The 26,114-nt window shown below is 36.7% G+C and carries 21 protein-coding genes; 8 read left to right on the top strand and 13 right to left on the bottom strand.

Annotated features, from left to right (window positions below; genetic code table 11):
• Window positions 1-50 precede the first annotated feature (50 nt).
• The 3 genes from D9780_RS01200 to D9780_RS01190 all read right to left on the bottom strand — a co-directional run bounded on the left by D9780_RS01200 (window position 51) and on the right by D9780_RS01190 (window position 3,148).
• Window positions 51-1,364, bottom strand: coding sequence for an alpha/beta hydrolase family protein (locus D9780_RS01200; RefSeq protein ID WP_162985755.1), 1,314 nt, complete (start codon window positions 1,362-1,364; stop codon window positions 51-53).
• A gap of 185 nt (window positions 1,365-1,549) precedes the next feature.
• Window positions 1,550-2,902, bottom strand: coding sequence for a tripartite tricarboxylate transporter permease (locus D9780_RS01195; RefSeq protein ID WP_121638975.1), 1,353 nt, complete (start codon window positions 2,900-2,902; stop codon window positions 1,550-1,552).
• Between the two features lie 3 nt (window positions 2,903-2,905).
• Window positions 2,906-3,148 carry a hypothetical protein gene (locus D9780_RS01190; protein WP_116279015.1) on the bottom strand — a complete coding sequence of 81 codons (243 nt, stop codon included), beginning with the start codon at window positions 3,146-3,148 and terminating at the stop codon, window positions 2,906-2,908.
• A 652-nt stretch (window positions 3,149-3,800) separates the two neighbouring features.
• Between D9780_RS01190 and D9780_RS01185 the strand changes: the two genes are divergently transcribed.
• On the top strand, window positions 3,801-4,253 hold the full coding sequence (locus tag D9780_RS01185) for a YueI family protein (protein ID WP_116279016.1): 453 nt from the start codon (window positions 3,801-3,803) through the stop codon (window positions 4,251-4,253).
• 166 nt (window positions 4,254-4,419) lie between these two features.
• Here the strand turns inward: D9780_RS01185 and D9780_RS01180 are convergent, their stop codons facing one another.
• Window positions 4,420-5,907: a BCCT family transporter gene (locus tag D9780_RS01180; RefSeq protein ID WP_116279017.1), complete on the bottom strand. Its 1,488-nt coding sequence runs from the start codon at window positions 5,905-5,907 to the stop codon at window positions 4,420-4,422.
• Window positions 5,908-6,223: 316 nt separating this feature from the next.
• Between D9780_RS01180 and D9780_RS01175 the strand changes: the two genes are divergently transcribed.
• The 4 genes from D9780_RS01175 (at window position 6,224) to D9780_RS01160 (ending at window position 10,320) form a co-directional block, all read left to right on the top strand.
• A complete protein-coding gene (locus D9780_RS01175) occupies window positions 6,224-6,691 on the top strand; it encodes a LytTR family DNA-binding domain-containing protein (RefSeq protein ID WP_121638974.1) in 468 nt (155 codons plus the stop codon).
• A complete protein-coding gene (locus D9780_RS01170) occupies window positions 6,681-7,082 on the top strand; it encodes a DUF3021 domain-containing protein (RefSeq protein WP_073006251.1) in 402 nt (133 codons plus the stop codon). Before D9780_RS01175 ends, D9780_RS01170 begins: the two co-directional genes overlap by 11 nt.
• Before the next feature lie 336 nt (window positions 7,083-7,418).
• A complete protein-coding gene (locus tag D9780_RS01165) occupies window positions 7,419-7,949 on the top strand; it encodes a type 1 glutamine amidotransferase domain-containing protein (protein WP_121638973.1) in 531 nt (176 codons plus the stop codon).
• Between the two features lie 385 nt (window positions 7,950-8,334).
• Entirely contained in the window at window positions 8,335-10,320 is a 1,986-nt protein-coding gene (locus D9780_RS01160) for an acetoacetate--CoA ligase (protein ID WP_121638972.1), read from the top strand.
• A 330-nt stretch (window positions 10,321-10,650) separates the two neighbouring features.
• Here D9780_RS01160 and panF read toward each other — a convergent pair whose 3' ends face one another.
• From panF to D9780_RS01120, 7 genes are all read right to left on the bottom strand, one after another.
• On the bottom strand, window positions 10,651-12,093 hold the full coding sequence (panF, locus tag D9780_RS01155; protein ID WP_121638971.1) for a sodium/pantothenate symporter: 1,443 nt from the start codon (window positions 12,091-12,093) through the stop codon (window positions 10,651-10,653).
• A complete protein-coding gene (locus D9780_RS01150) occupies window positions 12,090-12,359 on the bottom strand; it encodes a YhdT family protein (protein WP_371413688.1) in 270 nt (89 codons plus the stop codon). The genes panF and D9780_RS01150 overlap by 4 nt, the downstream gene beginning before the upstream one ends.
• Before the next feature lie 922 nt (window positions 12,360-13,281).
• Window positions 13,282-14,202, bottom strand: a complete 921-nt coding sequence (locus D9780_RS01145; protein WP_121638969.1) for a BMQ_0737 family morphogenetic spore coat protein — start codon at window positions 14,200-14,202, stop codon at window positions 13,282-13,284.
• A 787-nt stretch (window positions 14,203-14,989) separates the two neighbouring features.
• On the bottom strand, window positions 14,990-16,315 hold the full coding sequence (locus D9780_RS20915; RefSeq protein WP_240458811.1) for a BclA C-terminal domain-containing protein: 1,326 nt from the start codon (window positions 16,313-16,315) through the stop codon (window positions 14,990-14,992).
• Between the two features lie 210 nt (window positions 16,316-16,525).
• On the bottom strand, window positions 16,526-16,924 hold the full coding sequence (locus tag D9780_RS01130) for an S-Ena type endospore appendage (RefSeq protein ID WP_121638966.1): 399 nt from the start codon (window positions 16,922-16,924) through the stop codon (window positions 16,526-16,528).
• Window positions 16,925-16,934: 10 nt separating this feature from the next.
• Window positions 16,935-17,396 carry a BclA C-terminal domain-containing protein gene (locus D9780_RS01125; protein WP_121638965.1) on the bottom strand — a complete coding sequence of 154 codons (462 nt, stop codon included), beginning with the start codon at window positions 17,394-17,396 and terminating at the stop codon, window positions 16,935-16,937.
• A 44-nt stretch (window positions 17,397-17,440) separates the two neighbouring features.
• Window positions 17,441-17,785, bottom strand: coding sequence for a DUF3992 domain-containing protein (locus D9780_RS01120; RefSeq protein WP_121641398.1), 345 nt, complete (start codon window positions 17,783-17,785; stop codon window positions 17,441-17,443).
• A 1,315-nt stretch (window positions 17,786-19,100) separates the two neighbouring features.
• Between D9780_RS01120 and D9780_RS01115 the strand changes: the two genes are divergently transcribed.
• Window positions 19,101-19,766 carry a BMQ_0737 family morphogenetic spore coat protein gene (locus D9780_RS01115; protein ID WP_121638964.1) on the top strand — a complete coding sequence of 222 codons (666 nt, stop codon included), beginning with the start codon at window positions 19,101-19,103 and terminating at the stop codon, window positions 19,764-19,766.
• A gap of 744 nt (window positions 19,767-20,510) precedes the next feature.
• Here the strand turns inward: D9780_RS01115 and D9780_RS01110 are convergent.
• Entirely contained in the window at window positions 20,511-21,734 is a 1,224-nt protein-coding gene (locus D9780_RS01110; RefSeq protein ID WP_121638963.1) for an ISL3 family transposase, read from the bottom strand.
• Between the two features lie 63 nt (window positions 21,735-21,797).
• Window positions 21,798-22,706 (bottom strand): Gfo/Idh/MocA family protein, encoded by a 909-nt coding sequence (locus D9780_RS01105; RefSeq protein ID WP_121638962.1) that lies wholly within the window; start codon window positions 22,704-22,706, stop codon window positions 21,798-21,800.
• 1,006 nt (window positions 22,707-23,712) lie between these two features.
• Here D9780_RS01105 and D9780_RS01100 point away from each other — a divergent pair.
• Both D9780_RS01100 and D9780_RS01095 read left to right on the top strand, forming a co-directional pair.
• Entirely contained in the window at window positions 23,713-24,402 is a 690-nt protein-coding gene (locus D9780_RS01100; protein ID WP_121638961.1) for an acyltransferase, read from the top strand.
• A 256-nt stretch (window positions 24,403-24,658) separates the two neighbouring features.
• The gene (locus tag D9780_RS01095; RefSeq protein ID WP_121638960.1) at window positions 24,659-25,774 is read left to right on the top strand and encodes a DegT/DnrJ/EryC1/StrS family aminotransferase; all 1,116 of its coding nucleotides are present in this window, start codon (window positions 24,659-24,661) and stop codon (window positions 25,772-25,774) included.
• The last annotated feature ends 340 nt before the right edge of the window (window positions 25,775-26,114 follow it).

Here is a 26,114-nt window from a genome sequence, read left to right as displayed (position 1 = left end):
CGGATTTTCTTATTGTCGATATGAGCTAAGATGAATGACTCAAAGCTAATTTAGCTCAAGAATCCATTTTTCATTAAAAAGTCAACTATCTCTTCTATTAACCCTTCAGCTAGTGGCAATTTCGAATTTGTATATGTTCCCATATTTTCCTCGCGATCTTTCGGAGCGTCCTTTAAGATATGATTCATCTTTTCAAGCAATAATAATTCAGAGTTAGGTGCTGCTTCATGTAAGATGGTAGCTTCATTAGCAGGCACTTGTATGTCGCGCTCCCCTTGAACAATGAAAGTTGGTATTTGTAATTCAGCGATGACTGCTTGAGGATCATGCTTCATCCATGAGATTAAAAATGGCTGTACGGACGGTCGAAGTAATGGTTGTAATTCAGGGCCCACTTCATTTACCGTTTTTCCTTCTTTTAAGCTTTGCAAAATGCCTTTGCTTTCACGAAGCAGTTCTTTAGGTAGTTTAGGCTGTGCCTGCAACTGGTTATATATCCCTTCATCCGAGGGACTGCCAAAGCCAGCTAGCGAAATAAATACATCCATATCCTTTTCTAAACTAGCAAGCATACCTACTAAAGAGCCTTGACTATGCCCGATAACACCAATTTTAGTGAATCGGTTATCTGCTTCTAATTTGTCTATAAAAGCGGCAGCGTCGTCTACAAATTGGTCAAACTGTATATCTCTTTCATCAATAATTGCTTGACTGTTTTTTCCAACCCCTCGTTTGTCATAACGAATTGTAGCAATACCTTGATCCGCTAATCCTTCTGCTAACAGTTTTAAACTATTATTCTTTCCAGCTATACCAACTGTATTACCGTCACGATCTGTTTGCCCAGATCCAGGAATAATGAGCATTACTGGGTAAGGCTCTTTCCCATTAGGTTTCAGTAGCTCAGCAGACAATGTTCCAGCAGCTGTTTCTACTTGTAAAAATTCTTCGTCTTTCTCTGCAGTTTGTTTCGCTTTCGCTAATTGAAAGGGAAAAGATTGGCCATTTTGTTTAAAAGTCCCCGTAATCTGCTCGGCTTCTATTTCCCCTTCAAATGAAATGAAATGATTTTGTACTTTCGTTATAAAAGTAATCGCTTTCTCCCCATGCTGTTTAACTGTTGTTAAAGGATAATCAAGCAACCCTTGAACGGGAATGCTCATCATTCCAGATAGTTCACTATCTTGCTTTTGCAAGGTCACTTCGATGCCTAGGGGCTGATTTGGAATTTCAATTGCGCCTTCATAATATCCAGCAACATCCACTTTCGTTTCTTTTTCCCTATCTGCCTTATCTGCAGACTCACACGCTGTTAACAGCAACCCAAAAAAAACGATGACGATAAAACACCATATTTTCTGCAAAAAACCCTCCCTTTCCCTTATAAGCGAAGCATCCATCACCTAAAGTAGATCTCATTCTTGAAATCGATACTTTTTAAATCTATTTGTTTAGAAATTCAAACAGCGTCCCTTCCATTTACAAATTTAATGGTCCAAGTGCTTCCACCGTACTTCCCTTTATAAATCAAGCTCGTTTTATCACTTTATTACAAAAACAATGACACGAGCCAAGGTGCTGCATACAACGTCATAAATTGCACCCCATAATTCACTCCCTTACGATGCAAAAATCCAGCCACAAGTGCTACAACAATAACACCAGCTATATTTACAATTCCCGCATCCATATAGGCAAGCATAATGACAAGACCAAAAAATACACCTAACATAGCCTCATGTGGAATAAACCGAAATACAAAGGCACAAATTTGCTGTGCATATTTAATCGTAATATAAAACGTGATACTAATAGCAACAATGGCACCAATCAATGTAGCAACAATAAAATCAGACATAGACAACATATGGTGAAGATTATTTTCTTCTGTAAATACTGGTGGCGCATTAAACAAAGGACCACCCGGGCCAATTGCTGTAGGAGACAAAGGTAAACCTATGGCAATTAATGGGATAAGCGTCCCAGATAAATAAGCTGCGTTTGTCAGTCCATCCATACTGGAAATAGCTCGAGCCGCCTTTTTTACTGGGTCTTTTATTCGACTGGTTAACGTTTCACCAAGGAAAATGGTCATGCCAACAGGACTCATAAAAAAGGTGAGCACTCCTAAGATAGATGAGATCGAAGTTGTACCAATCTCCTTGCCGGTAAGGATTTTAAACGGATTTGGGAACCCTTTTACTTTTTCCGTTCGTCGCATCGCAATATCTTTTTTGCCAAAGCGTGGAAGCTTCCTTCTGCTCCTTCCATTAAGTAACTCTGCTAACTTTAAAATGACTGGGCCTATGGTTATTCCTAAAAAGAAGGATGTAAATACAGTTTGATCTTCAGGAACGATGCCTGTTTCCCAATAAAACATACGTAAGCCTTGAATCAGAAAAGCAAACGGTACAATGGAAAGCAGTGCAATCCAACGATGTTTCGTCATAAGCGCTAAAAAGATGGCACCACCAAGAAAAATTTGGCTCGCGTATTGCGTGATTTCATCAGATAAGGGAGCGATTAAATTCGCCATTAATAAACTCATAGGTACAGCAATCACAGTACCAATAACGGAACCCGATGCCATTTTTCGAATGCTCAGCTCAGGCATGCCATGTTTTTTTAATACCATCGCATGCTCAACCATCGGTGCCGACATCACCCCACCAGGAATTCCGGCAATGGCAACTGGGATAGAATCGGTTAATTTTTTTGCAACAATTGCGGCTATAAAAAAGGCTAGAATAACAATGGGTTCAAAACCTGATAGCACTAGTACTAATGTAACCGGCGCCAAGACAGCGGTTTCATCTGTTCCAGGGGCTATTCCAATAATGGTATACAAAATAGCTCCTGCCACAGAAGCAGCTATCAATTGAATAATTAATACAGCATCCATTGTCTATTCCTCCTCATCCATATAACGGAAATTTCGTTTCGGTTTAATGAGCAAACTGCTAATAATGAATCCTCCAACAGCACCAACTAGGCCAAATATAAGAGGTTTTGGTGGATCATTTGGTGCTATTATATAAGCACCGAGTGTTGTAATCGTAGATATAATAATCGCTATAACGAGATCTTTAATATGTACGAGGTCTTCCCACACCTCAATGTTTTCTTCTTCCTGTCTCTGTTGTGGCATATCGTTTTCTCCTTTACTTCAAACATAGTATCTGAAATTATATTATACAATGTACAGCTAAATTCTTGAAGTCGTTCACATGATAGAAATACATAACGATAACTTTCATTTCATCCTCCACTTTCTATTTCCCTGAAAACTCTTTCGCATATACATTAGCAAAAAGAAGCTGTAAAAAGGCACCGTCTCTTAGATATACTCTGAACCTTTTAACTTTTATGCTTTGCTATAGTGTAAAATAAAAATTCATCGCTTATTATCCTTTTCTATAATTCGTACTGATTTTGCGTCCTTTAAATTGGTAGTTCCTCCAAGACGTTACATGGGTATTGCAAACTTTAGTAACTGTAACTGCACACACATGTACAAAGTGATCTCACATTTTCTGTCCTCTAAATTTGACGTTGTTTTATCCAGTTAAAATAGTTTGTATATAAAATAAAAAATAAGAGTTGCTCTAAATATTTATACCTGTTTTGGGAATGATAACGCTTAAAGCTCGTTACCTATCCAAATTTATTCATTGGAGTGAACAGGCATACACAAACAAAATATTATTCTCCCTATCCATACTTTATACCCACTTTCTTTGCTTATCCACCGAACCCTTTGTACAATAGAATTATCATAAGAGAAGTGAGGAATATAAATCATGAGCAAGAAAAATGTCGAAGATTATCTCACAGAAGGAATGTATGGAACGAGACTGCCCAAAGACCACGAACGAAAGCAATTTTTAGGCACATTACGTGAAAGAATTGTGCTTGCGCTTACGAAAGGACAGGTAATGTCCAATAAAGGTTTAGAACAACTTGAAGAAGCAATGAAAAAAAATCCCGAAGCAAAATTGATTATAAACGGCCATGTTTCCCATCGCTTTTTAACAGAAGAAAAGAAAATTGCAGATAAATACGGCATCTCCCACTCTACAATTACCAATGAGGAAGCGGAAGATACAAATATTGGAGCCGTTTTAACTTATGACTATGCCATTGATAAAGAAGACATTTTCATTCAAGAAGAAACAGAACAACCAGACGATGAAGAAGAAAAGAGAGAAGAAGACGGCTCCTTTTTCACTAAAATAAGAAGCTGGTTTGATTAACAAATGCACTTACTAGTAGCAGGTAGCTTGTAAAAATTATTTCTTTTCTACAAGCTACCTGATTCTTTAATGCAAAATTAGTAAAAATAATCTTTAGCTGCAAGTACTTTCTAGCCCATATTTAACTAATTAGGCATATCCGTTTTAAAAGGCACTTTCAACTAGCTTATTTTTTCAGTCGATACTCTGCTCGAGCTGTTTTATAAAACGAAGCAGCCATTAATAGTATCACGATCGAGAAAGGCAATGCAGCAATAATAAGCATGTTTTGCAACCCTTGCGTGCCACCAAAATAAACAATAATGGCAGCCAAGGCGGATTGCATGACACCCCACATAATCTTTACCGAATTACGAGGATTCAACGTTCCGTTTGTGCTTAGCATTCCTAACACAAAGGTAGCGGAATCGGCAGAAGTAATAAAGAAAATAGCCACAACGAGGAGGGTAATTATTGACATAACAAACCCTAGTGGATATTGCTCTAAAACGCCAAAGGTGGACGTTTCAAGCGAAAACTCAGAAATCTTTGCCATGCCATTCTGTTCCAAGTTCAATGCGGAAACACCAAAAACAGAGAAAAAGATAAAACAAATGATGGATGGTACGGCGAGTACACCAATCATGAACTCCTTTACAGTTCTCCCTTTAGAAATACGCGCAATAAAAATTCCGACAAACGGAGCCCATGAAATCCACCAAGCCCAGTAAAAAATTGTCCAATTATTAATCCATGTTCGTTTATTTTCATCTTGCGGAGCTAAGCGTAAACTCATATCAAAAAAATCCGATACATAACTTCCTAAAGTATGTGTAAACATGTTCAATATATCTAAAGTCGGGCCTGCAAAAAACAACAGGAGTAATAACACAACAGCTAACCCCATATTGGCATTGCTCAAATATTTAATTCCTCTTCCGATTCCCGACCAGGAAGAAGCAATAAATAACACCGTTGCCGTACCTAAAATGAGTAGTTGCATCCAAAACGTTGCAGGAGTGTCAAATAAAAACGCTAATCCTCCGTTTATTTGCGCTGAACCAAATCCAAGTGTTGCGGCAACACCGATAACTGTCGCAAAAACTGAAAGTACATCGATCACTTTACCAAACATGCCACGCATGCTTTTCTCCCCAAATATGGGCATTAACGTCACACTAATCAGTCCAGGTTGATCTCGATGAAACTTAAAATAAGCCAACACGAGTGCAACAATACCATATACTGCCCACGCATGGATGCCCCAATGAAAAAATGTATACTTTAAACTTTCTCGAATAGCTTCGTCTGAACCAGGAGTCGGTCCAGGTGTACTTTTAAACGCGTGAGAAATTGGTTCTGCTGTTGTCCAAAACACGAGTCCTATTCCCATTCCTGCACTAAATAACATTGCAAACCAAGATGGTAAACTAAATTCCGGATCATCTTTTTCTTTACCAAGCTTAATATTTCCATATCGTGAAAAAATGAGATAAATACTAAAAGCCAATATGACCATAACAGCTAGTAGATAATACCAGCCAAAATAATCGGATACTGCCGCCGTTACATTTGCTGTGAAATTTTCCAAGCCTATAGGCGCTACCGAACCCCAAACAACAACTGCAATACATATAACTAAGGAATACCAAAATACACTAGTGACATTCTTCATCCATTCACCTCTTCACTGATTTAAGGGCTTTTCGCTTTCACTAGCATTACGTATACCCCGTTTTTAAATAATTAAAACAACTTTTTTACACGTAAATACGCTTAAAAAGCCTAACATTCTTTCTTAACAAGTTATTGTTTGATTCATAATATATTTGGTTTCAAACATCATTTAGCCAATTTCATCCAATCTGTCATTACTTTTTTAAGCTTTTTTTGTAAGATAAGAATGTAAGATTGTATATGAAAAACGGCGCCATTTCCACCTTGATTTTGGCAAAAAAGCATGTTTTATTAACGGTAAGGAGGTTGCTAATGTGAAGATAAACATTGATATTGATGCCAAACATAAGGACACATGCGTTACGATCCAAGCAAACGAATGGTCTAACGAGCTCAAAGCAATTGTGGATTATTTACAAGACAAAGAAGCTGCTCCAGCACGATTATTTGCAGTAGATAATGAACAAACGATTTTGTTACATCCACAGAAAATTGATTATATTTATGCTGCGAATAGAAAAATTTTTGCTGCTATCGGAGATAAACGTTTTGAAATAAGGATGAGATTATACGAAGCTGAAAAAACTTTAAAACATGCACATTTCATGCGCTTTTCAAAATCTGTTATTGGAAACGTACTTCGAATAGCGTATTTTGAACTACATTTTAATGGCAATCTATGTGTTTATTTTCAATCGGGTAATAAAGAATACGTGAACCATAAATATGTGAAAGCAATTAAAAGAAAACTAATGATGGGTGGAGAAAAAAATGTGGATTGAAGCCATAAAACGCTTAACAGTTGGCGTCGCTATTGCTGGATTAATCACGTTTATCGTGCTTACCGTTATTACCTTTCAAGACATCGAAATATCAATCATGCATTTTTGGAAAAGTTCGCTATCTACGCTATTCATAGCGTCTTACTTTGCATTAGCATCATTTCTATTTGAACGAGAGCATTGGAGTCCATTAAAGCAAACAAGCATTCACTACCTGTTGTCAAATTTATTCTTTTTTCCCATAGCTATTTGGGCAGATTGGCTACGTATGTCCATCATATCATTACTATTCGCAATTGTAACCTTCACTATTCTATACGCTATCATTTGGATTATTGGCATCTGGATACAAAAAAGAAACGTCTTGCAATTGAATAAGGCAATAAAGTAATGCTTCAAGCTCGAGTTTTTACCCTTCATTTATTTTCTATGTCCGAAAGACTTTTAACAAGTTGACATCCAAACTCTCGAAATGGTGCATCTTATGTCTGGAATAAAAAACTGTCTTTAGAAAACGAAGGCTTGTCGTCAAAGTTTTTATGGTGAGAGAACGCTGTCGTTTTTAAAAAGATTTTATGCAAGGTAACAGTTTATTTTCATCGTAGTCAGTGATTTATCCAATATACTTACGCATGATGGTTGCCCCAATTCTCTCTTTAATAGCTCCAGCTTTCTTGTAACGGGGATCGTTTGCTACAATAGTTATATACGGATACGGAGGGATACAATGCGATTAAAAAACAAACAAGTCATTGCACTTGTAGATCATGACTTTGAAGACTTGGAACTTTGGTATCCAGTCCTGCGTCTACAAGAAGAGGGAGCAACCGTTCATTTAGTAGGTAAGGAAGCTGAAAAAGTATACCATGGGAAATATGGTGTACCAGCTACTTCCGAATTCGCATTCTCTGACGTCTGCGTTGACGACTATGATGCTATTTTAGTCCCTGGAGGTTGGGCACCAGATAAATTGCGACGCTATTCAGAGGTAATTCAAATGGTACAAGCAATGAATGAACAACAAAAGCCAATCGGACAAATCTGCCATGCTGGATGGGTATTGATTTCAGCGAACATCTTAACCAATAAAAAAGTGACGAGCACTCCTGGCATTAAAGATGATATGATGAATGCAGGAGCTACTTGGATAAATGAGCCTGTCGTTGTTGACGGCCACCTCATTTCAAGTCGCAGACCACCAGACTTACCAGCTTATATGAAGACATTTTGTAATGTTTTAGCAAACAAAAACCAATAAAGCAGCCTTCATTCTTTTAGACAAGATTTATCCAGCACACATCTTCCGAAGCTTGTAGTGGGAGTTTTACAACACGCACTATTCGGAATACATGTACATTGTTTATAATTAGATGGTCTATGCATACTCCTGTGAACCAAATACGGTATACAGGAGTATTTTTCCTATTCATCTACACTTTACACAAAGAAATCGTTTCCATATAATAAAAGAAAGAATCATCTGATAAAATTAATGTCACATTTAAAAAAAGACAATCTAGTATCTCTTGTCTTGTTATTGGAACGAATTAAACGTAGAAGGCCGTTTTGCTTCCACTTTATCCCGAGAATTTGGAAAAAGGAAGCCTTACAGCAATTCAAAAAGGGGAACAAGGAGGGGCATGATGAAGAAAGTAAAAGAAGGGGAATTACTATGGGAACCAAGTTCAGAGAGAAAAGCAGCCGCAAAAATAAACAGCTACATGCAATGGTTACATGAACATAAAAATTTGTATTTTCAGGATTATCACAGTTTATGGAATTGGTCTGTAAAAGAAATAAAAGTATTTTGGGAAAGTATTTGGGAGTATTTCGATTTGCAAGCAAAAAAAGACTATCAAACTGTGTTGTCTTCACATCATATGCCAGGAGCAAAATGGTTTCCTGAAGCGACTGTGAACTATACAGAGCACATTTTTCGAAATAGATGCCATTCGGATCAACCAGCTATCATCCATACCTCTGAACGTAGAAAAGTGTCTGAAGTCTCTTGGCACAAATTGTATCAAGATACAATAGCTATACAACAAACATTGAAACGGCTGGGCATTCAAAAGGGAGACCGTGTCGTTGCTTATATACCAAACATTTATGAAGCTGTCGTTGCCTTCCTAGCTACTGCAAGCCTCGGAGCAGTATGGTCGAGTGCTTCTCCAGATTTCGGCACGCAAAGTGTTATTGATCGGTTTCAACAAATTGAACCGACGTTATTTTTAACGGTAGACGGGTACCAATATGGCGGAAGAATATTTGACAGAACAGACGTAGCAGCAGAAATTCAATCCAGTCTGCCAACCTTAAAAGCGACGATCGCTATTTCCTATTTAGATGATCAGGCTACTTTTTCTTCATTACAACATGTTGTGCATTGGGAAGAAGCAATCAGCCAGGCAGTCAAAGGTGATATTGAATATACACATGTTGCGTTTAATGATCCTTTATGGGTACTCTTTTCTTCTGGAACGACTGGAAAACCGAAGCCGATCGTTCACAGCCAAGGCGGTATTTTATTAGAACATTTGAAAGCATTGACATTTCATGCTGACCTCGGAGAAAGTGACCGCTTTTTTTGGTTTACCACAACGGGATGGATGATGTGGAACTTTCTAGTAGGTGGTCTACTGACTGGAAGTACGATTATCTTATATGATGGAAATCCTGCTTACCCTTCCAAAGAAAGATTATGGCAATTAGCGGAAGAAACGAAATTGACCGTGTTTGGAACAAGTGCAAGTTATATTACAGCTTGCATGAAGGACGCTATAAAACCGTCTCAACAATATGACTTGAGCCATTTAAAGAACATAAGCTCTACCGGATCACCACTTCCACCTGAAGGTTTTCTATGGTGTTATGAAAATGTAAAAAAAGACCTATGGATTGCCTCTGCCAGCGGTGGTACGGATGTATGTACGGCGTTTATTCTCGGCGTACCTACTTTACCAGTCTATGCGGGCGAATTGCAGTGCCGTGGCTTAGGAGCTAAAATTGAAGCTTTTGATGATAATGGTGTGCCTCTTATTGAGGAAGTTGGTGAACTTGTCTTAACAGAGCCTTTTCCTTCCATGCCAATCTATTTTTGGAATGATCCAGATGGGGAACGTTTAAGAGAAAGCTATTTTGACATGTTCTCAGGTATATGGCGACATGGTGATTATTTAAAAATAACGGAACGAAACACGTGCGTCATCTATGGAAGATCAGATGCAACCATTAATCGCGGTGGCGTGCGTATTGGAACGAGTGAAATATATCGAGCAGTTGATCGCATTCCAGACATTGAGGATAGTTTAATTGTAGATATTCCTAGTAGAGACAGTGATTCATTTGTTCCTTTATTCGTCGTTATGAAAGATGGATACCTATTAACAGACGACCTAAAACAGAAAATCAACCAGCATATCCGTGCCCATTGCTCTCCACGTCACGTTCCTACTGCTATTTATGAAGTACCAGAATTACCAAGAACGTTAAACGGTAAAAAATTAGAGATTCCCGTAAAGAAGATATTACAAGGAAAACCAATGGAACAAATTGTTAACAAAGGGTCTTTGCACAATGCAAGCGCATTGGATGCATTCTTTCAGTTTAAAGAAAAAATGAAGATGTAAACGTAGAAGCCCCCTATTGATTAGGGGGCTTCATTCATGGTCTAGGAAATTACAAAATTTTTCATCTGTGGATAAACTAACTAAGTTATTTAGCCACGTCCGGCGTAAGCGCCCAGCAACTAGGCGACTTCACTTCATTGCCCTAAGTGAAGTCATCATCGGTTTGTTTTAAATAGGAAGGCCGACTAAAGACGGGGCTTGTCTCCTGTTGCAGGAGCATGATTCCTAAAACTTTCGTTGCTTCGTTCCACTCGCTACGTTGCTAAACGGGCGCCCCGAGCCTTTGTTCCTAAAAGTACTTGTATGATGGAATGGTTATAAATGCGTCAGTTATAACATACGCATCCTCACTGTTTGCTTTTGCGTAAGTAAGCTAACCACGACATAAACAAAGAAAGAAATGACGACTGGCATAACCACCGAATGGAGACCGAATGGCTGTGGAAAGAATAGATCAGAGATGATATACAATCCTACGCCAGTAATCATGGATGCAAGCGCGCCATATTTATTGCCTTTTTGCCAATACAATCCAAGCACAATCGGCCAAATAAATGCTGCCTCTAAGCCACCAAAAGCAAATAGATTTAACCAAATAATTAGGTCAGGCGGGTTTAAAGCCATCAAGAAGATGACTGCACCAAGCAAAGCTGTAATCCCTATACTCATTCGTTTAATTGTCTGTTGAGAGGCATCTGGCTTCACATAGTTTAAGTATACATCTTTCACAATCGTTGAGCTTACTAGAAGTAATAACGAATCTACTGTTGACATAATCGCTGCCATAGGTGCAGCAAGTACGATTCCTGCCAACCAATTCGGCATCACTTCTAAAGCAATTAATGGCATAACCTTATCGCCAACTTCAATGCCTGGTAAGATAGGTCTAGCAAAAACACCGATTAAATGCATATTAAGCATGATAAATCCTACTACAACGGTACCAATAATAATCGCACGATGCATCGACCGAGCGTTTTTATAAGACATAGCTCGTACAGCAATTTGTGGTAAAGCAACCACACCTACACCAACTAGAATCCAAAATGAGGATACATAATTAGGTGTTAATTGCCCTTCAGAACCATAAGGGGTGATTAAATTCGGGTTTTCAGCAGTTAAATCAGCAATAAGTGCTGGGACTCCACCGCCTGCGATAATGACTGCAATAAGTAAAATAAGTGTACCACCAAACATGATACTTCCTTGGATTGCATCTGTTAATGCTACGGCTCGAAACCCGCCAACCGTAACATAGATTAATACTGATACAGCAAAAATGAATAATGCGCTCGTATAGTCAATTCCAATAAGCGATTCAATTAATCTTGCACCGCCAATCCATTGCGCAGCCATCGCTGAAAATAAGAAAATAATAATACTAAGTGCCGAGAAAATAACGACCCACTTGGATTGATAGCGTTCCTTTAAGAAATCCACCATCGTTAAAGCTTTATACTTTCTTGTAACAACAGCAAATTTCTTTCCCAAAATCATTAAAACAAAATAACCAGTTGCCACCTGTGACATAGCGAGCAATACCCAGCCAAGCCCTTCATTATAAGCTGTTCCAGGTCCACCAATAAAACTGCTTGCGCTCCCATACGTTGCAGTCATTGTCATAGCCAGCACAAATCCTCCGAGACTTCTGCCGCCTAAAAAATAATCCTGTGCAAAATTAGTAGATGTCTTTAAGTAACCACCTGCCCATATTCCTGCTCCAAAAATAATAATAAGTATTGCAATTAACGGTATGAGTGATTCCCAATTCATTCTTCTATCTCCTCATCAAATGGAATGGCTACGAAATATTTCTTTACAATGACTGTTACGAGCACCGCCATAACCATAAACCCAAGGATACAGCTATAGAAGAACCATGCAGGAAAGCCGAGAATATATGTATATTGATTAGGTTCTTTATTACCCAAGCCATAAGCAAAAGCAAACCACCATATAAAATTAAAAATAACCAAACCTACGCCTATCCACGCTTCTCGATTGGCGATTTTTTCATCCTGCTTCTTCAAAGACTTCACTCCTTATACGTTTCTACAAGTTTCATTAACATTAATATATCGTAATTATTTCATGAATGTAAAGAATGAGAAAGATAAATGTCTTTGGGAATAGCTGATAGATGCTACTCCACATTGTACAAAAATGACTGTTTAAGTATGTAGAATTTGAATGAGTAACTGCATAAACGTTTCCGAAGTACATATTATGTACATTAAGATAATTATAAACATAGATTTGAACCTCTCGTGACTTAAGTCATGAGAGGTTCAAAATATCTTCTGTTACCACTTCTACGGTAGCATAAGATATTTTCTTGTAGATACCCCTAACATTTCTTTTTTAACGTTTTTAGCCAAGAAGTCTCCATCTTCAAGCGTGTGAAGGGTGAAATCCGTGTTGTGACAACCATTTCTTTGATGGCTGCATTTCTTTTGCTCCTGGGTATGCATGCCTTCTAAAAGGGTCTAAACCAGCTCTTTCAGCTGTGCAAAATACAGCTCATATTGGTCTAATAAGCTGTACAGTTCTTTCTTGGCAGAACGTAAGCCGATTTTAAAAAAAGATAGCTCCCTACTCGCTAATTTAAATTTATTGACATTAAAATACACCTTGTAGGTACGTTGCCATCCATTTACCATTTTGTTAAGGTGTATTTTCTGAATATTTTTTACTTTTTAACGTGATTCCGAACCACTCTACAAGCGTTAAAGCTTGTAGAAAGAAAATAGAGTACAAAAACCAGTTCCTACGTAAAAGATTAAGCGTACCAAAAGCGGACATCTAAGGTTAAGACGCTCCGAAGTAACGCGTAAAGAGACGGAAGGTTACTTTCGTCGTGAAACTTACCATCTTCAAGCTAAGTGGGAATAGTTCATACATGCTAACTTTAAACACACAAGAAATTTTGAAGTGATTCAAATTACATTGTGAGGGGAGTATTCATTTTTGATATGACGCAGAAATAGGCTTAGGGGCCTTAAAAACAAATCGTGGCTCACACTCTTTTCCTAACAATTCAATCGTCACATCAGAAAAAGCATAAATATTTAAACAAGCTGCTATACGTATGCTGATCCCCATGCAACATTTGCAATTTTGTTCATGAGAAATATATTCTGCTTTGCATTTCATTTTTAAAACATTACAAGAAATGTCTGTTCCATTTGGAGCACACATATAAAAAGTCTCTACTTCCCAAAAAGGGCAAACATACCAACCGCATCGTACTCCCTTTTCATTTAAAAATTCCAGTGTTATAAAACCTTGAATTAAAATTTCTACTTCTTGTAGTTTAACAATATGCCCATTCATTATTACTTCTATGCTCTCACGTTTAGAAGGGTTTGAATGCTCCGTACAACTAATTGCTCCTTCTTCCAAAACATTTAACGGGTTTCCTTCATGATCAGATAAAAAACAATTTATGTGCTCACATTCTTTTTCGGCTATTTCAGGTCTATATACAATTTGAATATCTAAATTTCCCTTACAATAATTAATTGCAGTATCGCCTTTACATTGTGCTTCAATTAATTGTAAATCACATACTGTGGCACTTATTGATTGCCCACCAGTTAACGTAGTCTTATAATCCCCATTGATAAATAGTTCAATTTCTCCTTCACATTTTTTATCAATGACAACTACAAATGTGCTAAGGACGCCTTTTAACTCTACACCACTCCAAAGAGTCGACCTTGTTCCATCACTAGGAACATTAAATTTGAAACAGATGTTATCCTGAATACATATTCCCTTTTTAATGGGTACTTTTTCTTTTAATTTAATGTTCGTTAGCTCACTTATCCAATCATACACCCTACTTACACGTACACATTGTAAATCAGGTTGATAACTCATCTTACTTTTCCTCTCATATAGTATATTTAGACGGTAGATTTCGCCCACTATTTTTAACATTTATTTGTTATGAATACCTTATACTTTATACAGTGCAAAAATTATATCTCTATTGGATGCGCTACTACGACGAATCAAATTTAAATGTTAGGAAAGCGTAAATATATGAAGGTTAGATAACTTTTATATCCATTCGTTAAATTTAAGCAATTTATATTTTATTACTGCTTTTGTTACCTGTTGATTTTTTAAAGCATTCAAATCACAACTTTATAACCTCATATTAAAATATTTTATAATTGACGTTCACCGCAATTTTTTCAAATCCGTTAAAAATAAATTATTATTCAAGATTATACTATTATTTAAAGAATTTTAGTGATTGGACTTTATATTAATTAGGTAATAAATCCAAGCTTATAATGAAAAATATGACTTAATAGTTTGTGCTAACTAGCAGTAGACTATCCATTTGAAGAATCCTCTTTATAATTATTTTGTAAGGATTTTATACGTAATAGAATTCTTAACATTCTTCACTTTACAACATTCTTTATTTGTTGAAAATTCCCAAGGAAGGGATATTCTCTTCCTTGGGAGATTCATTCAATTCATATGATGAATAATACACTGCATAAAAGTTGTGCAAATCTATTTCTACGATAATCTCAAAAATATCTCAGTAAACTCATTTTGCTGTTTTTGGGTAGCAATTACTTTTAAATTATCCTTTTGAGAATATAACCAATCTATTTAATGGCTGTTTTTCAATTAACTCTGTTTTAAATTATGCAAGAGTGTCATCTATTCTAATTATCGTTAAGGCTGCACCTTGACCACTTTGCAATGTGGCTGCACCTAATAAACCAAATAACTGTAGTGTAATCGTGCTACCTGCATTTAAATTTGTTATAACATCTGCACTTAAACTACTCACTGATACAACAGGACTTCTTTGGGAACTAGTCAAAGGAACGTTATTTACCAGTATACGTGCACCTATTAATAATGCTAAGGTAAAGTTTACATTGTACGAAATATAGTAACGCCCTACGGATGGAATTGTAAAAACTGTATTTGCACCATTTACTGTAATATTATTTAAATTTTGAGAGTTCGGCAAAGGAACCGGTGTTCCACCAAGTACTACGGCAATTAATGATTGTGAGGTATTTGCTGCAAATCCTGACGTTTCAGTAATGACTTCCCCTGTTGGACCTGTGGCTCCTGTTGGTCCTGTGGCCCCTGCTGGACCTGTGGCTCCTGTTGCTCCTGCTGGACCTGTGGCTCCTGTCGCTCCCGCTGGACCTGTGGCTCCTGATGGACCCGTGGCTCCTGTCGCTCCCGCTGGACCTGTGGCTCCTGTCGCTCCTGATGGACCTGTGGCTCCTGTCGCTCCTGCTGGACCTGTGGCTCCTGTCGCTCCCGCTGGACCTGTGGCTCCTGATGGACCTGTGGCTCCTGATGGACCTGTGGCTCCTGATGGACCCGTGGCTCCTGTCGCTCCATCTGCCCCTGCTGGGCCTGTGGCTCCTGTCGCTCCCGCTGGACCCGTGGCTCCTGTCGCTCCCGCTGGACCCGTGGCTCCTGTCGCACCTGCTGGACCTGTGGCTCCTGTCGCTCCTGCTGGACCTGTGGCTCCTGTGGCCCCCGCTGGACCTGTGGCTCCTGTCGCTCCATCTGCTCCCGTTGGACCTGTCGCTCCTGCTGGACCTGTGGCTCCTGTCGCTCCCGCTGGACCCGTGGCTCCTGTCGCTCCATCTGCCCCCGCTGGACCCGTGGCTCCTGATGGACCCGTGGCTCCTGTCGCTCCCGCTGGACCCGTGGCTCCTGTCGCTCCCGCTGGACCCGTGGCTCCTGTCGCTCCTGCTGGACCTGTGGCTCCTGTCGCCCCCGCTGGACCTGTGGCTCCTGTGGCCCCCGCTGGACCTGTAGCTCCTGTCGCCCCTGCTGGACCTGTGGCTCCTGTCGCCCCCGCTGGACCTGTGGCTCCCGATGGACCTGTGGCTCCTGTCGCTCCCGCTGGACCCGTGGCTCCTGTCGCTCCTGTTGGACCGGCGGGGCCTCTAGGTCCTCTTACGCAACCACCACAGTAACTATTATCAAATCTTATATTTGACAAATAAATCACCTCTTTTTTCGTTTTAAGAGCATTTATTATTTGAAAATAATTGTATTTACATTGTTTTAGCCTTCCTCTTTACAACCTTTAGTGAAGTAAATCAAAGACTTGAACTTCATTTTTATTGAAAAATTCAAAAAAATAATACCCTGTCAAAGTTTATTATTTTAAAACCTTATTGAATACATACTCATATCTTTTTTAATTGCTATCTATTTCATAGCGAGGAGTAATACAAATTTGCCCAGATGATATGTTACCAGGATTTCCTATCGGTATCGTAACTTCAATACGTGTAAAATTATTACTAGTAAACCCTACACTACTTCCTTCATATACTGTTAACGAATTACCGATTTGTATATTATTATTAAAAAATTTAAATATAACAAAATCTGAGTTCCCTTCATCATAAGCTAAAAAACCCGAAGCAAAAATTTTTACATTTGGAGAAACATATACATCTTGGCTATTAGCTTCTGGTACACTCCAACCTGTACATATGCGATCCATCACAAATGTAGAGGGTTCTTTTTCACAACTATATGAGCAACAAAAACTGCTACAACAACAAGACATTTTTATTATCACACCCTTCATAAATAGCCTTTTATGATAATCGAATAACAGAAAGCGAAGCGCCTGTTGCTCCTCCTCCTAATAAGGTAGCAACACCTATAACCCCAAATAGTTGCAATGAAATAGTGTCATTCTGATTTAAAAAAAGTATGACATCACTGTTGAAATTGGAAGTGGAAATAATAGGTGAAATTATAGAACCTGGTATTGGACTTCCATTTCTTATTAATCTCGTATTCGAAAGAAGGGTTGCCGTCGTATTTACTTGATAGGTTAGATAATATCTGCCACTTACCAGTACTGTAAAAATAGTATTTGCCCCATTTACTACAAACCCATCAAGATCTTGATTGTTTGGCAAAGATACAAGGGTCCCTCCAAGAACTACTACAATTGTAGTTCCAGTAGTATTGGAAGCATACATAGAGTTATTCGTAACATCTTTATCTGTAAAATTAGATTTATCATTGCAAAACGGTATTTGAGCACACATCGACAAAATGCCCCCCTTTCAAGACTAAATATTTTATCCGATTATTAAAATTTATAATTAATTGAAAAGGATATTTTCACATTTGAACTACCAGTTCCGCTTCCTACAATTCCAATAGAATTAACTCCCTCTAAAGTTATAGAACGACACTCTCCAGGATCCACCACAAAACCTGAAACTGCTGTACCATTTACATATAGTTCTGCTGTAGGTGATCCAACTACCAATCCATTGTTCTCAATTACAATAGTTGCATTTATGATAAAAGTAGATACGTTTTCCCAAACAGAAATCGGTGTAGTAGCTGTATCTTCTAAAGAGATCGTGCAACAAACCGCATCATTAATACAGCAAAGTGAATCATTATTACAAAGTCCCAATTGCGCCATCATATACCATCCCCTTTTTGTATTCATCATATTTTATGAGTGGCGCAATGAATTGGAGTGGATGAATGTGTTTTTAATAGAAAAAATGTACGTGCGTCTATTAGCACAGGAATTAAAACATATACCTGTTAAATAACATGAGAAATAACTTTATATTTTAATATTGCAGTCTGTGATTCCGACTCAAAACTTCAAAAAATAACAATCATTTTATGTGAAAACAGATGGAAAGGTAAAAACAAATAATAAATATCCTATGATGGATACTAGTTTCTAAGGATTAGGATATCTAGAGGGGGTTATGCTGATCTAGAAAAAACAGATGAATTTTGAAAAAATAAATACGAGTATCCAATCAGCTAATCAAGTTAGTAGCGTTTTAATAAAATACGTGGAGATTTATTTATTCTGTTTTTAATGTACGCAGTAAAAATAGCGGTGGATAATTAAAAGCTAACTACAAAACACACAAGAACAAAGGCTCGGGGCGGCCGTTCAGCAATGTAGCGAGTGGAATGAATCAACGAAAGTTTTAGGAATCATCTCTGCAACAGGAGTATGCCGGCGCCCTCCGGCAAGCCCGTCTTTAGTCGGCCTTCTTATTTAGGAGGAACCGATGGTGACTGATCGTAGGGCGATTCGTAAAGTCGCCTAGTTGCTGGGCGCTGGCGCCAGACGTGGCTAAATTTTATAATTTCCTAGACCAAAAAAACCCCTTATAGTAATAAGAAGTTAATAACTTTTATTTACAAGGCAGCCTCCATTCTTTACTGAAGATGTTAGTGTTAAGGAGCAATAGCTGAAAATCGAGATTGGAAAGCATCCTATTGAGTCATGAATCTTTGCACTTCTATTCGTAATTTTTAATTTTATTTTCAACCATTTCCCTTAGCATCATGTCTATTTCCAGTTGAAAACTTCCCCGCACTAAATAATTAGAAAAACGATGCTATTCGCCAAATTTTATGGCGAATAACATCGTTTTTCTTATATGATAAACCTTTTAACTTTTATGCTTTCCTATAGTGTAAAAAATTCTTGTCATCTTTATAGACCAGAGTTCTTGCTTTAACTTTTCAATATTATTCACATGTACAATTCGTATTATAATATTTTATATTCACTCTTTTTCAGCACATTAATATACTATTTACGAAACATCAATATATGACAAATGCGGATTTATTAAAACTCAAAAAAATATTTATCTTGTAGCAACTTATCACCATTTTCGCATTTTAAACTAGATAACCTATTTGATGTTTTATTTACATTAAAAGAAAGAAATTGATCTTACTCGGAGGTGTTTGCTACGATGCAGGAAAATAATATAGCTGGATGTCAAGAGCTCCTATGTATTAATACAGAGAAAGTATATGACTGGATTTTAAATGAATCCTTATTTGATTTGAACTTAATGGATTTACATTTGCCATTAAATCCGAATACTGGTGAGCATTTAACATGCGAAGATATTGATGTAGACACTGTCACATGTAAAGTTACACCTAATTGTGTGGAACCAATATCTATTTTAAGCCGTGTAGACCAAAACTTTATAATTGATGGAACTGAAGTAACGCTACAACTAGTAAATATCCGAAAAAATTTTAAGGTAACAGTTTTTGTAGATTTAATTTCAGAATTAGGAGAAGGAACAATTGAAGTATGCGAAGCAGAGTTCACTCGTTGCGAACAGGTAGTTCTTTGCGCCCCTGAAGGAACAGATATTGATGTATACTTCACAGATTTAGATTGTTTTGTATGTACTGCTACATGTGACCAGATGACACATCCAAACCAACTTGACATTACGCTACAAGTTCGTCTTTGTCAAAGCATCCAATCCACGTATGACGTTACCCTAGAAATTATAGCAGAGTTCTGTGAACCAAGAGATATTCTTCCAATTGCTCCTTGCCCAACCCCATCTATGCCACCACAATGTCCTGTTATATTTCCACACAATTGCGATTATTAGCATAGCGAGAAAGAGAGGAAACTATCCTCTCTTTCCTTTTATTATGGCCTTAGAAAGGGATTTTTTTCTTCCATCCCTCCAACTGATTGTTAGTGCCCAAAAATTAAAAGCCTTAAAACATTTTGTTCAGCTCGCGTCTTTCAATGTTTGAGAAGACAGTCTTACAGCACCTAAATCTCCTTTTTTAAAGTACCTTTAAATTAAATCCATGGTCTACTTACAATTAATAAAGATGCAAGAAAAACTACTCGATTGAAGGGTACACTTTCTAATAAAAGTTAGCCCCTTTTCTGAAGTATTTCTGTAACAATTCAACACATAAATTCTTAAGAACGTATTTTTAACATGCGAATTGCATCACAATAGAAATTATCATATTTCATAATGGATTTCATTTAGCAGAAACATAAATATCAATAGGGCTATTTAAGTGAATACAAGCTTATTATGATTCTACTTATATACATGCGTGGAAAGCTTTTATTTGGGCTCTTCGCTAAATACGATGAAATAGCATAAAACACAGTTTAATAGCTTCTATAAAATCTATGAAAAAACCAAATCAAAACCGGACAAGGGAACGGATTTAATTGCTTCGCTCCACAATCACCACCTGATACAAGTCCAATTAAGCAACATCTTATTCGATGTATAATTTTCTTTCTAGGTGGTATCCTAAGTATTGGACAAGGGAACGGGTTTGGTTGCGAGCGACACATGACTCCATACTGATACCTGTTCTTTTTATTTGATGGAAAAGTCTAGTTTCCCAGCAAGAAGATACACCATAGCTACAATATTTTTATCAGACCGGTACCCTCTTGCCTTTCGTTTAGCCGTCTGGAACAAGCTGTTAATACCCTCTAAAATACCATTATTTAATTGCGATTGAAACCATTGAACTACACCATCAAAATGCTTTTTTAACGTCTTTGCCAGCTTTATCATTGGTTCTAGTCGAGATCGTAATCCCCATTGTATCCAGTCTTCCAATACCATAGGAGCGATGGGAGCAGGGTATTGATAAATTTCTTGCAAACAAAGTCGCATACGATAAGCTTTGGCAGTATCTAATTCTGTATCTTTCAGTTTATCCAGCATGGCTTTTTGTTTCTTCGTTAAATTTTCTTCATTTTTCAACCAAGCATAACGGGTATTTTTGAGCTCAGCACATGTCTTACGCTCGTTGCGACGAACTTCGTCTACAGCTTTGTTAGCCTCTTGAATCACATGAAATTTATCAAAAGTGATAGAGGCTTCCGGAAAATAGTCAGAGGCGCCTTTAATAAAAGCAGGTGACATATCCATGCAGACTTCTGTTATATTTTTCGCATGACCACCTTGTTCTTCTAGGCGTTCTTTACACGTTTTCCATGTAGCAGCATCTTTTCCTTTGGCAACATGAATGACATTCTTTTTATCTGAGTCCACAAATATAGTAATATATTGGTGCCCGCGCTTTGATGACGTTTCATCCGTATTAATCTTAGTAACATGAGAAAGGTCTTGATGAGCCATAGCTTGATCTACATAATGATGTAATATTCGCCATAAACGTGTATCGTGCTCCCCCACTAAGCGACTTACTGCATTCATTGGCATGTCTTTAACAAGCATCATAATCCACGCATCAAATAGCTTTGTAAAAGAAGCTCGTGGTTTTATAGCCCAAGGGATAGAAACACGACGCTTTTTTCCGCAGTTTTCACAATCTGTACGTGGGTGTTCTGCATGAATATAGCATGGGTATTCTAAAAAGTTTAAATGACGCCATGTCCGGTTGTAATCAGCAATATCAAAAAAACGTTGATTTTTAGCCCCGCACTCCGAACATGAAAATAAAGCATCTCTATCTACTTTTAAATAGACATCTAGCTGTTGCTTTATTTCATCAAATATACAGACATGGATATACCAAGGTTCTGGAATATGGAACACATTTTCAATATCCTTAATTTCTATTAACATATGAAAACCACCTAACATTTTATTTTGATAGTTTTCAGTATGTCCAACCTTATTTCATTTTAATCAGCGAAGGGGCTTTATTTGTTTACTTATGTCATCGGCTAGCTTTAAAGTTTGTAATCCATGAAGGGCAGTAACGGTTGGAGATTTTTGTAGCTTGATTGAATTTATAAAGTCTTGTAGCTGTAACTGTAATGATTTTTGTTTTTTAAATGATATTGTCTTAGATGATAGAGAATCTGTAATTTCCAATTTATTAGCCAAAAGATCAGCTTGAATAAACGTATTTTCTGTAAAAACATGAATAGATCTTACTTTCTTTTTTGATTGAAAACTTGCTGACAATTGAATAATAATATCATCAGGAATAGATGCGATAGCTACAGCATGCGTTAAATTATTATTGCTCATTCTCCCCATTGATTCAAATTCGAAGCATTTGTTTTTAAAAATTTCTTGTACAATATAAATATCGTGCATCATTAAATCTTTGACTACATTTGCTTGTTCAGTTCTTTCACTATAAGGATGCATTCTATGAAACTCCATTCCAATAACAGATTCATTTTTTAAATGCATCATTAAAAATTGAATTAAAGGATTAAATAGTTCAATATGTCCTATCTGAAGACATAAATTCGTTCCTTTAACTTTACTAATCAGTTGTTCTGCTTGATAAATAGTCTCAGTAATTGGCTTTTCCAACAGCATGTGTACATTATACTCTACACAAACAGAACTAATAACATAATGATATTTAGTTGGAACTGCAATGCTTATTGCGTCCACCTCACTTAATAGAGATTGCAAGGTTTGAAATGATTGTACTCCATATTTGTTGGAAATTTCTTTTGCTTTTTCCTCATTATTGTCATAAATACCAATGAACTTACAATATTGGTCAAGCTTTAAATATGTTCGTACATGATTTTCACCCATTTTACCTGTGCCAACGACACCAACTTTAATCATAATTTATCTCCTCGCTCATAATTACTTTCAACTTAAAAGCTTTTTTAAATAAAATGTTAGGTTTGTCGCTTAAGGGTAACTACAGCTTGAGCTATAAAGAAATGGTGATAAGTTAATGAAATGACTACTATAAAAAGCTTTCACTTAATGGCAAATTCGTTTCCATATAAATTTTTAATACAAAAAAAAGAAGAAAGGATTTCTTATTTATTCTATGCAGAATACGCAAAAGATAAATAGACCCCTATAACAATTACAAAAATTGGACGAAATTTTGAAGTAACGCTTTTATTTCAATATGAAAAGGAATGAGCTTGATCTGGATGAAAGAATTTTTTGTAGAAGACTCCCCTTTATACGGAGTACATTCGAAGGTATAGTATTTTTAGAAAGTAGACATATTTTTCATTACCATTTCATAATATGTTCAAAGAGTTCACTTTAAGAAAGCGTTGATAAAATACACTAAAAAAACCTTTTGGAATCCCTTGCTACTCGTTTCTTCATTACTTGGAAAAGAGAAGTATTTTCCACGTCATAATGTTATTCAGACATGTATATATGAGTGCTTATGTATGAACTTATCTCTACCACATCCATATCCGTAGAAATTAAAGGCAAACATTAAAATTTCACCGCTCAACCTTATTCGCCACCATAGCGTATTTGTATAACAGGAAGAAATCTAAGGCACTTTATTATCTTATACAGCAATGTTTTTTAGTTCATACTTATCATTACGAATTATATGTAAATAACTGCTATTTTTTATATCGTGAGGTAAGAGTAAGAGAAAATAATGATTGAATACATTTAATTTTACCAACTAATAAACCATCCTTTTGTGTCCGCTCCCTTGTTTATATCAATGAATTGTGGAATTAGATACTGTTATCTCTCACTTATACTCTTCAAATCAAAACTTCAATTTTTAAAGTGGACTTTTACAGTACCTTATTATTGGGATAAATCAGTGTGATTGCAGGTTATAGAGGAGGTTTTTTATTTGAATAATATCCATGACAGCGTGCGATTAGGTGAATACGTGGTTATTGAGGATGGAGTAACAATAGGTGAAAATGTAGTTATCGGCCATCAAACAACTGTTCTAAAAGGAACTATTATTGAAGACAACGTCATGGTCGGCTGTAATTGCATTCTTGGCATTAAACCTCATGTCAATAAGCGCATTCGAAAAAGTACTGTGGAAAATGTGCTTGTAATTAGAGAAGGGGCAAGGTTAGGTAACTTAGTAACCATTTATGCTGGAGCTTATATTAGCAAAGATGTTTTCATAGGTGACCATGCCAGTATACGGGAAAACACTTCTATTGGAGAAAAAACTATTATAGGAAGATGCGCTACGGTGGAGTTAAACACAATGATTGGCAGTAATTGCACTATTCAAACTCAAGCTTATATAACTGGAGACACATTTTTAGAAGATAATGTTTTTATTGGCCCTTGTGTTTCAATGGCTAATGATAAATATATGGGAGCTGCACAATACGCATTAAAAGGACCATATATAAAAGCGGGTGCCAAAATTGGAAATAATGCTTCCTTATTACCTGGTATAACTATAGGTGAACAATCTATTATTGGTGCAGGTTCCGTAGTAACTAAAAACATACCTAATAAAATTACTGCAGTTGGTAATCCAGCAAAAAGGCTTAATCGCGGTGAAGTTGAATAAGATTAATGCGTATAGAGTTTAAATCAAAGCAAAGGGGATGGGATGGGAATTCAACTTATATCAATCATCAATGACAGATGAAAAATTATTTACAACAGGAAAATTTTCTTTACAGATATAGAGACGCTTGTTCTAAAAGTGTACTAAAAATGGTACATCAGACTTATTTATAAGATTGTTTTGGATAGCTTACACTTAGTTGGGCAGATTCATTAAGGTTATGTAAACTCCCATAAAAAGGAGGAACTCAAAATAAATGGTGGAAAATAAGTTCAGACCCATTCCAATGGTTGATATAAAAAAAGAAATACAGCTAATGAAAGCTCACTTAAACCAATCTATCATGGATGTCATGGAAAGTGGCATGTTCATATTAGGAGAAAAAGGAAAAGAATTAGAAAAAAAATTGGCTTATTATCTAAAATCCAACTATGGTATTGGGGTAGCAAACGGAACAGATGCTTTACAGCTAGCCTTGCTTGCCTTAGGTGTTGGTAAAGGAGACGAAGTTATTACAACACCTTTTACGTTCTTTGCTACTGCAGAAGCCATTGTCCAGGTAGGAGCCAAACCTGTATTTGTTGACATAGATGAAAAAACTTATAACATTAATTCTGCAAAAATTGAGGACGCTATAAATAAAAACACGAAAGCTATTATAGTAGTTCATTTATTTGGAAAAGCAGCAAATATGGACGAAATCATGGCGATTGCAAAAAAAAATCATTTAAAAGTGATTGAGGACGCCTGCCAAGCAATTGGAGCGGAATATGGGGGGAAAAAAGTAGGAACAATTGGGGATATTGGTTGCTTTTCTTTTTTTCCATCGAAAAATTTGGGAGCTTTTGGAGATGCAGGCTTCATTACAACGAATGAAAGCAGTATATATACGATTATTCACAAATTGAGAAACCATGGAAGTGAAGGAAAATACGATCATAAATATATTGGAATGAATAGTAGGTTGGACGAAATTCAAGCCGCAATTTTATTAACGAAATTAAATTATTTAGACAAATTCTTGCGTCAAAGAAAAGAAGTTGCTATGAATTATACAAAAAATTTAAATTTTTTTGTAAAATCACCAGAAATACCTAAACATAATGAACATGTTTTTCATCAGTATTGCATTGAATTAGATAATAGAGATGACCTCAAAATTACATTAGAAAATAACGGGATAGCAAGCGCTATATATTATCCTATTCCCTTACATTTACAAACATCCCTTCACTATCTAAATTATAAAACAGGTGATTTTCCAATTACAGAACATGTGTCAAAAAAAATATTAGCACTTCCTATATCTCCTATGCTTTCTAACAAAGATCAAAATTATATCATACAAACAATACGTGCATTTTTGAATTAATTTCTAATGTTAAGCAAGTATGATTCTTTCTAAAATTTAAGCTGTATGTTTCGTTTTGATACCAGCAATATAACTATTTCCTCCTCGGTCATCACAGCCTTAGTATCTAGAACCCTATACAAGAAAGGCTTACTGGTAATTCGCCAGTAAGCCTTCTTGTAGTCTAGGAAATTATAAAATTTTGCAGCTGTAGATAAACGTACTAAGTTATTCACCACGTCCGGTTCCAATATATTTGAAATAAAAATGTTTGTAACTATGATAATGACCTAATCAAAGTGAACAAAAATGAATAAGTTAAAAATGAAGGTTTTCGAAAGCTCATTTGAATTAAAATTAA

This window comes from Virgibacillus sp. Bac330 (assembly GCF_003667845.1).
Lineage (GTDB): Bacteria > Bacillota > Bacilli > Bacillales > Amphibacillaceae > Virgibacillus > Virgibacillus chiguensis.
The sequence above is the reverse complement of the archived record's forward strand: the minus strand, read 5'-3'. Positions and strand labels throughout refer to the sequence as shown.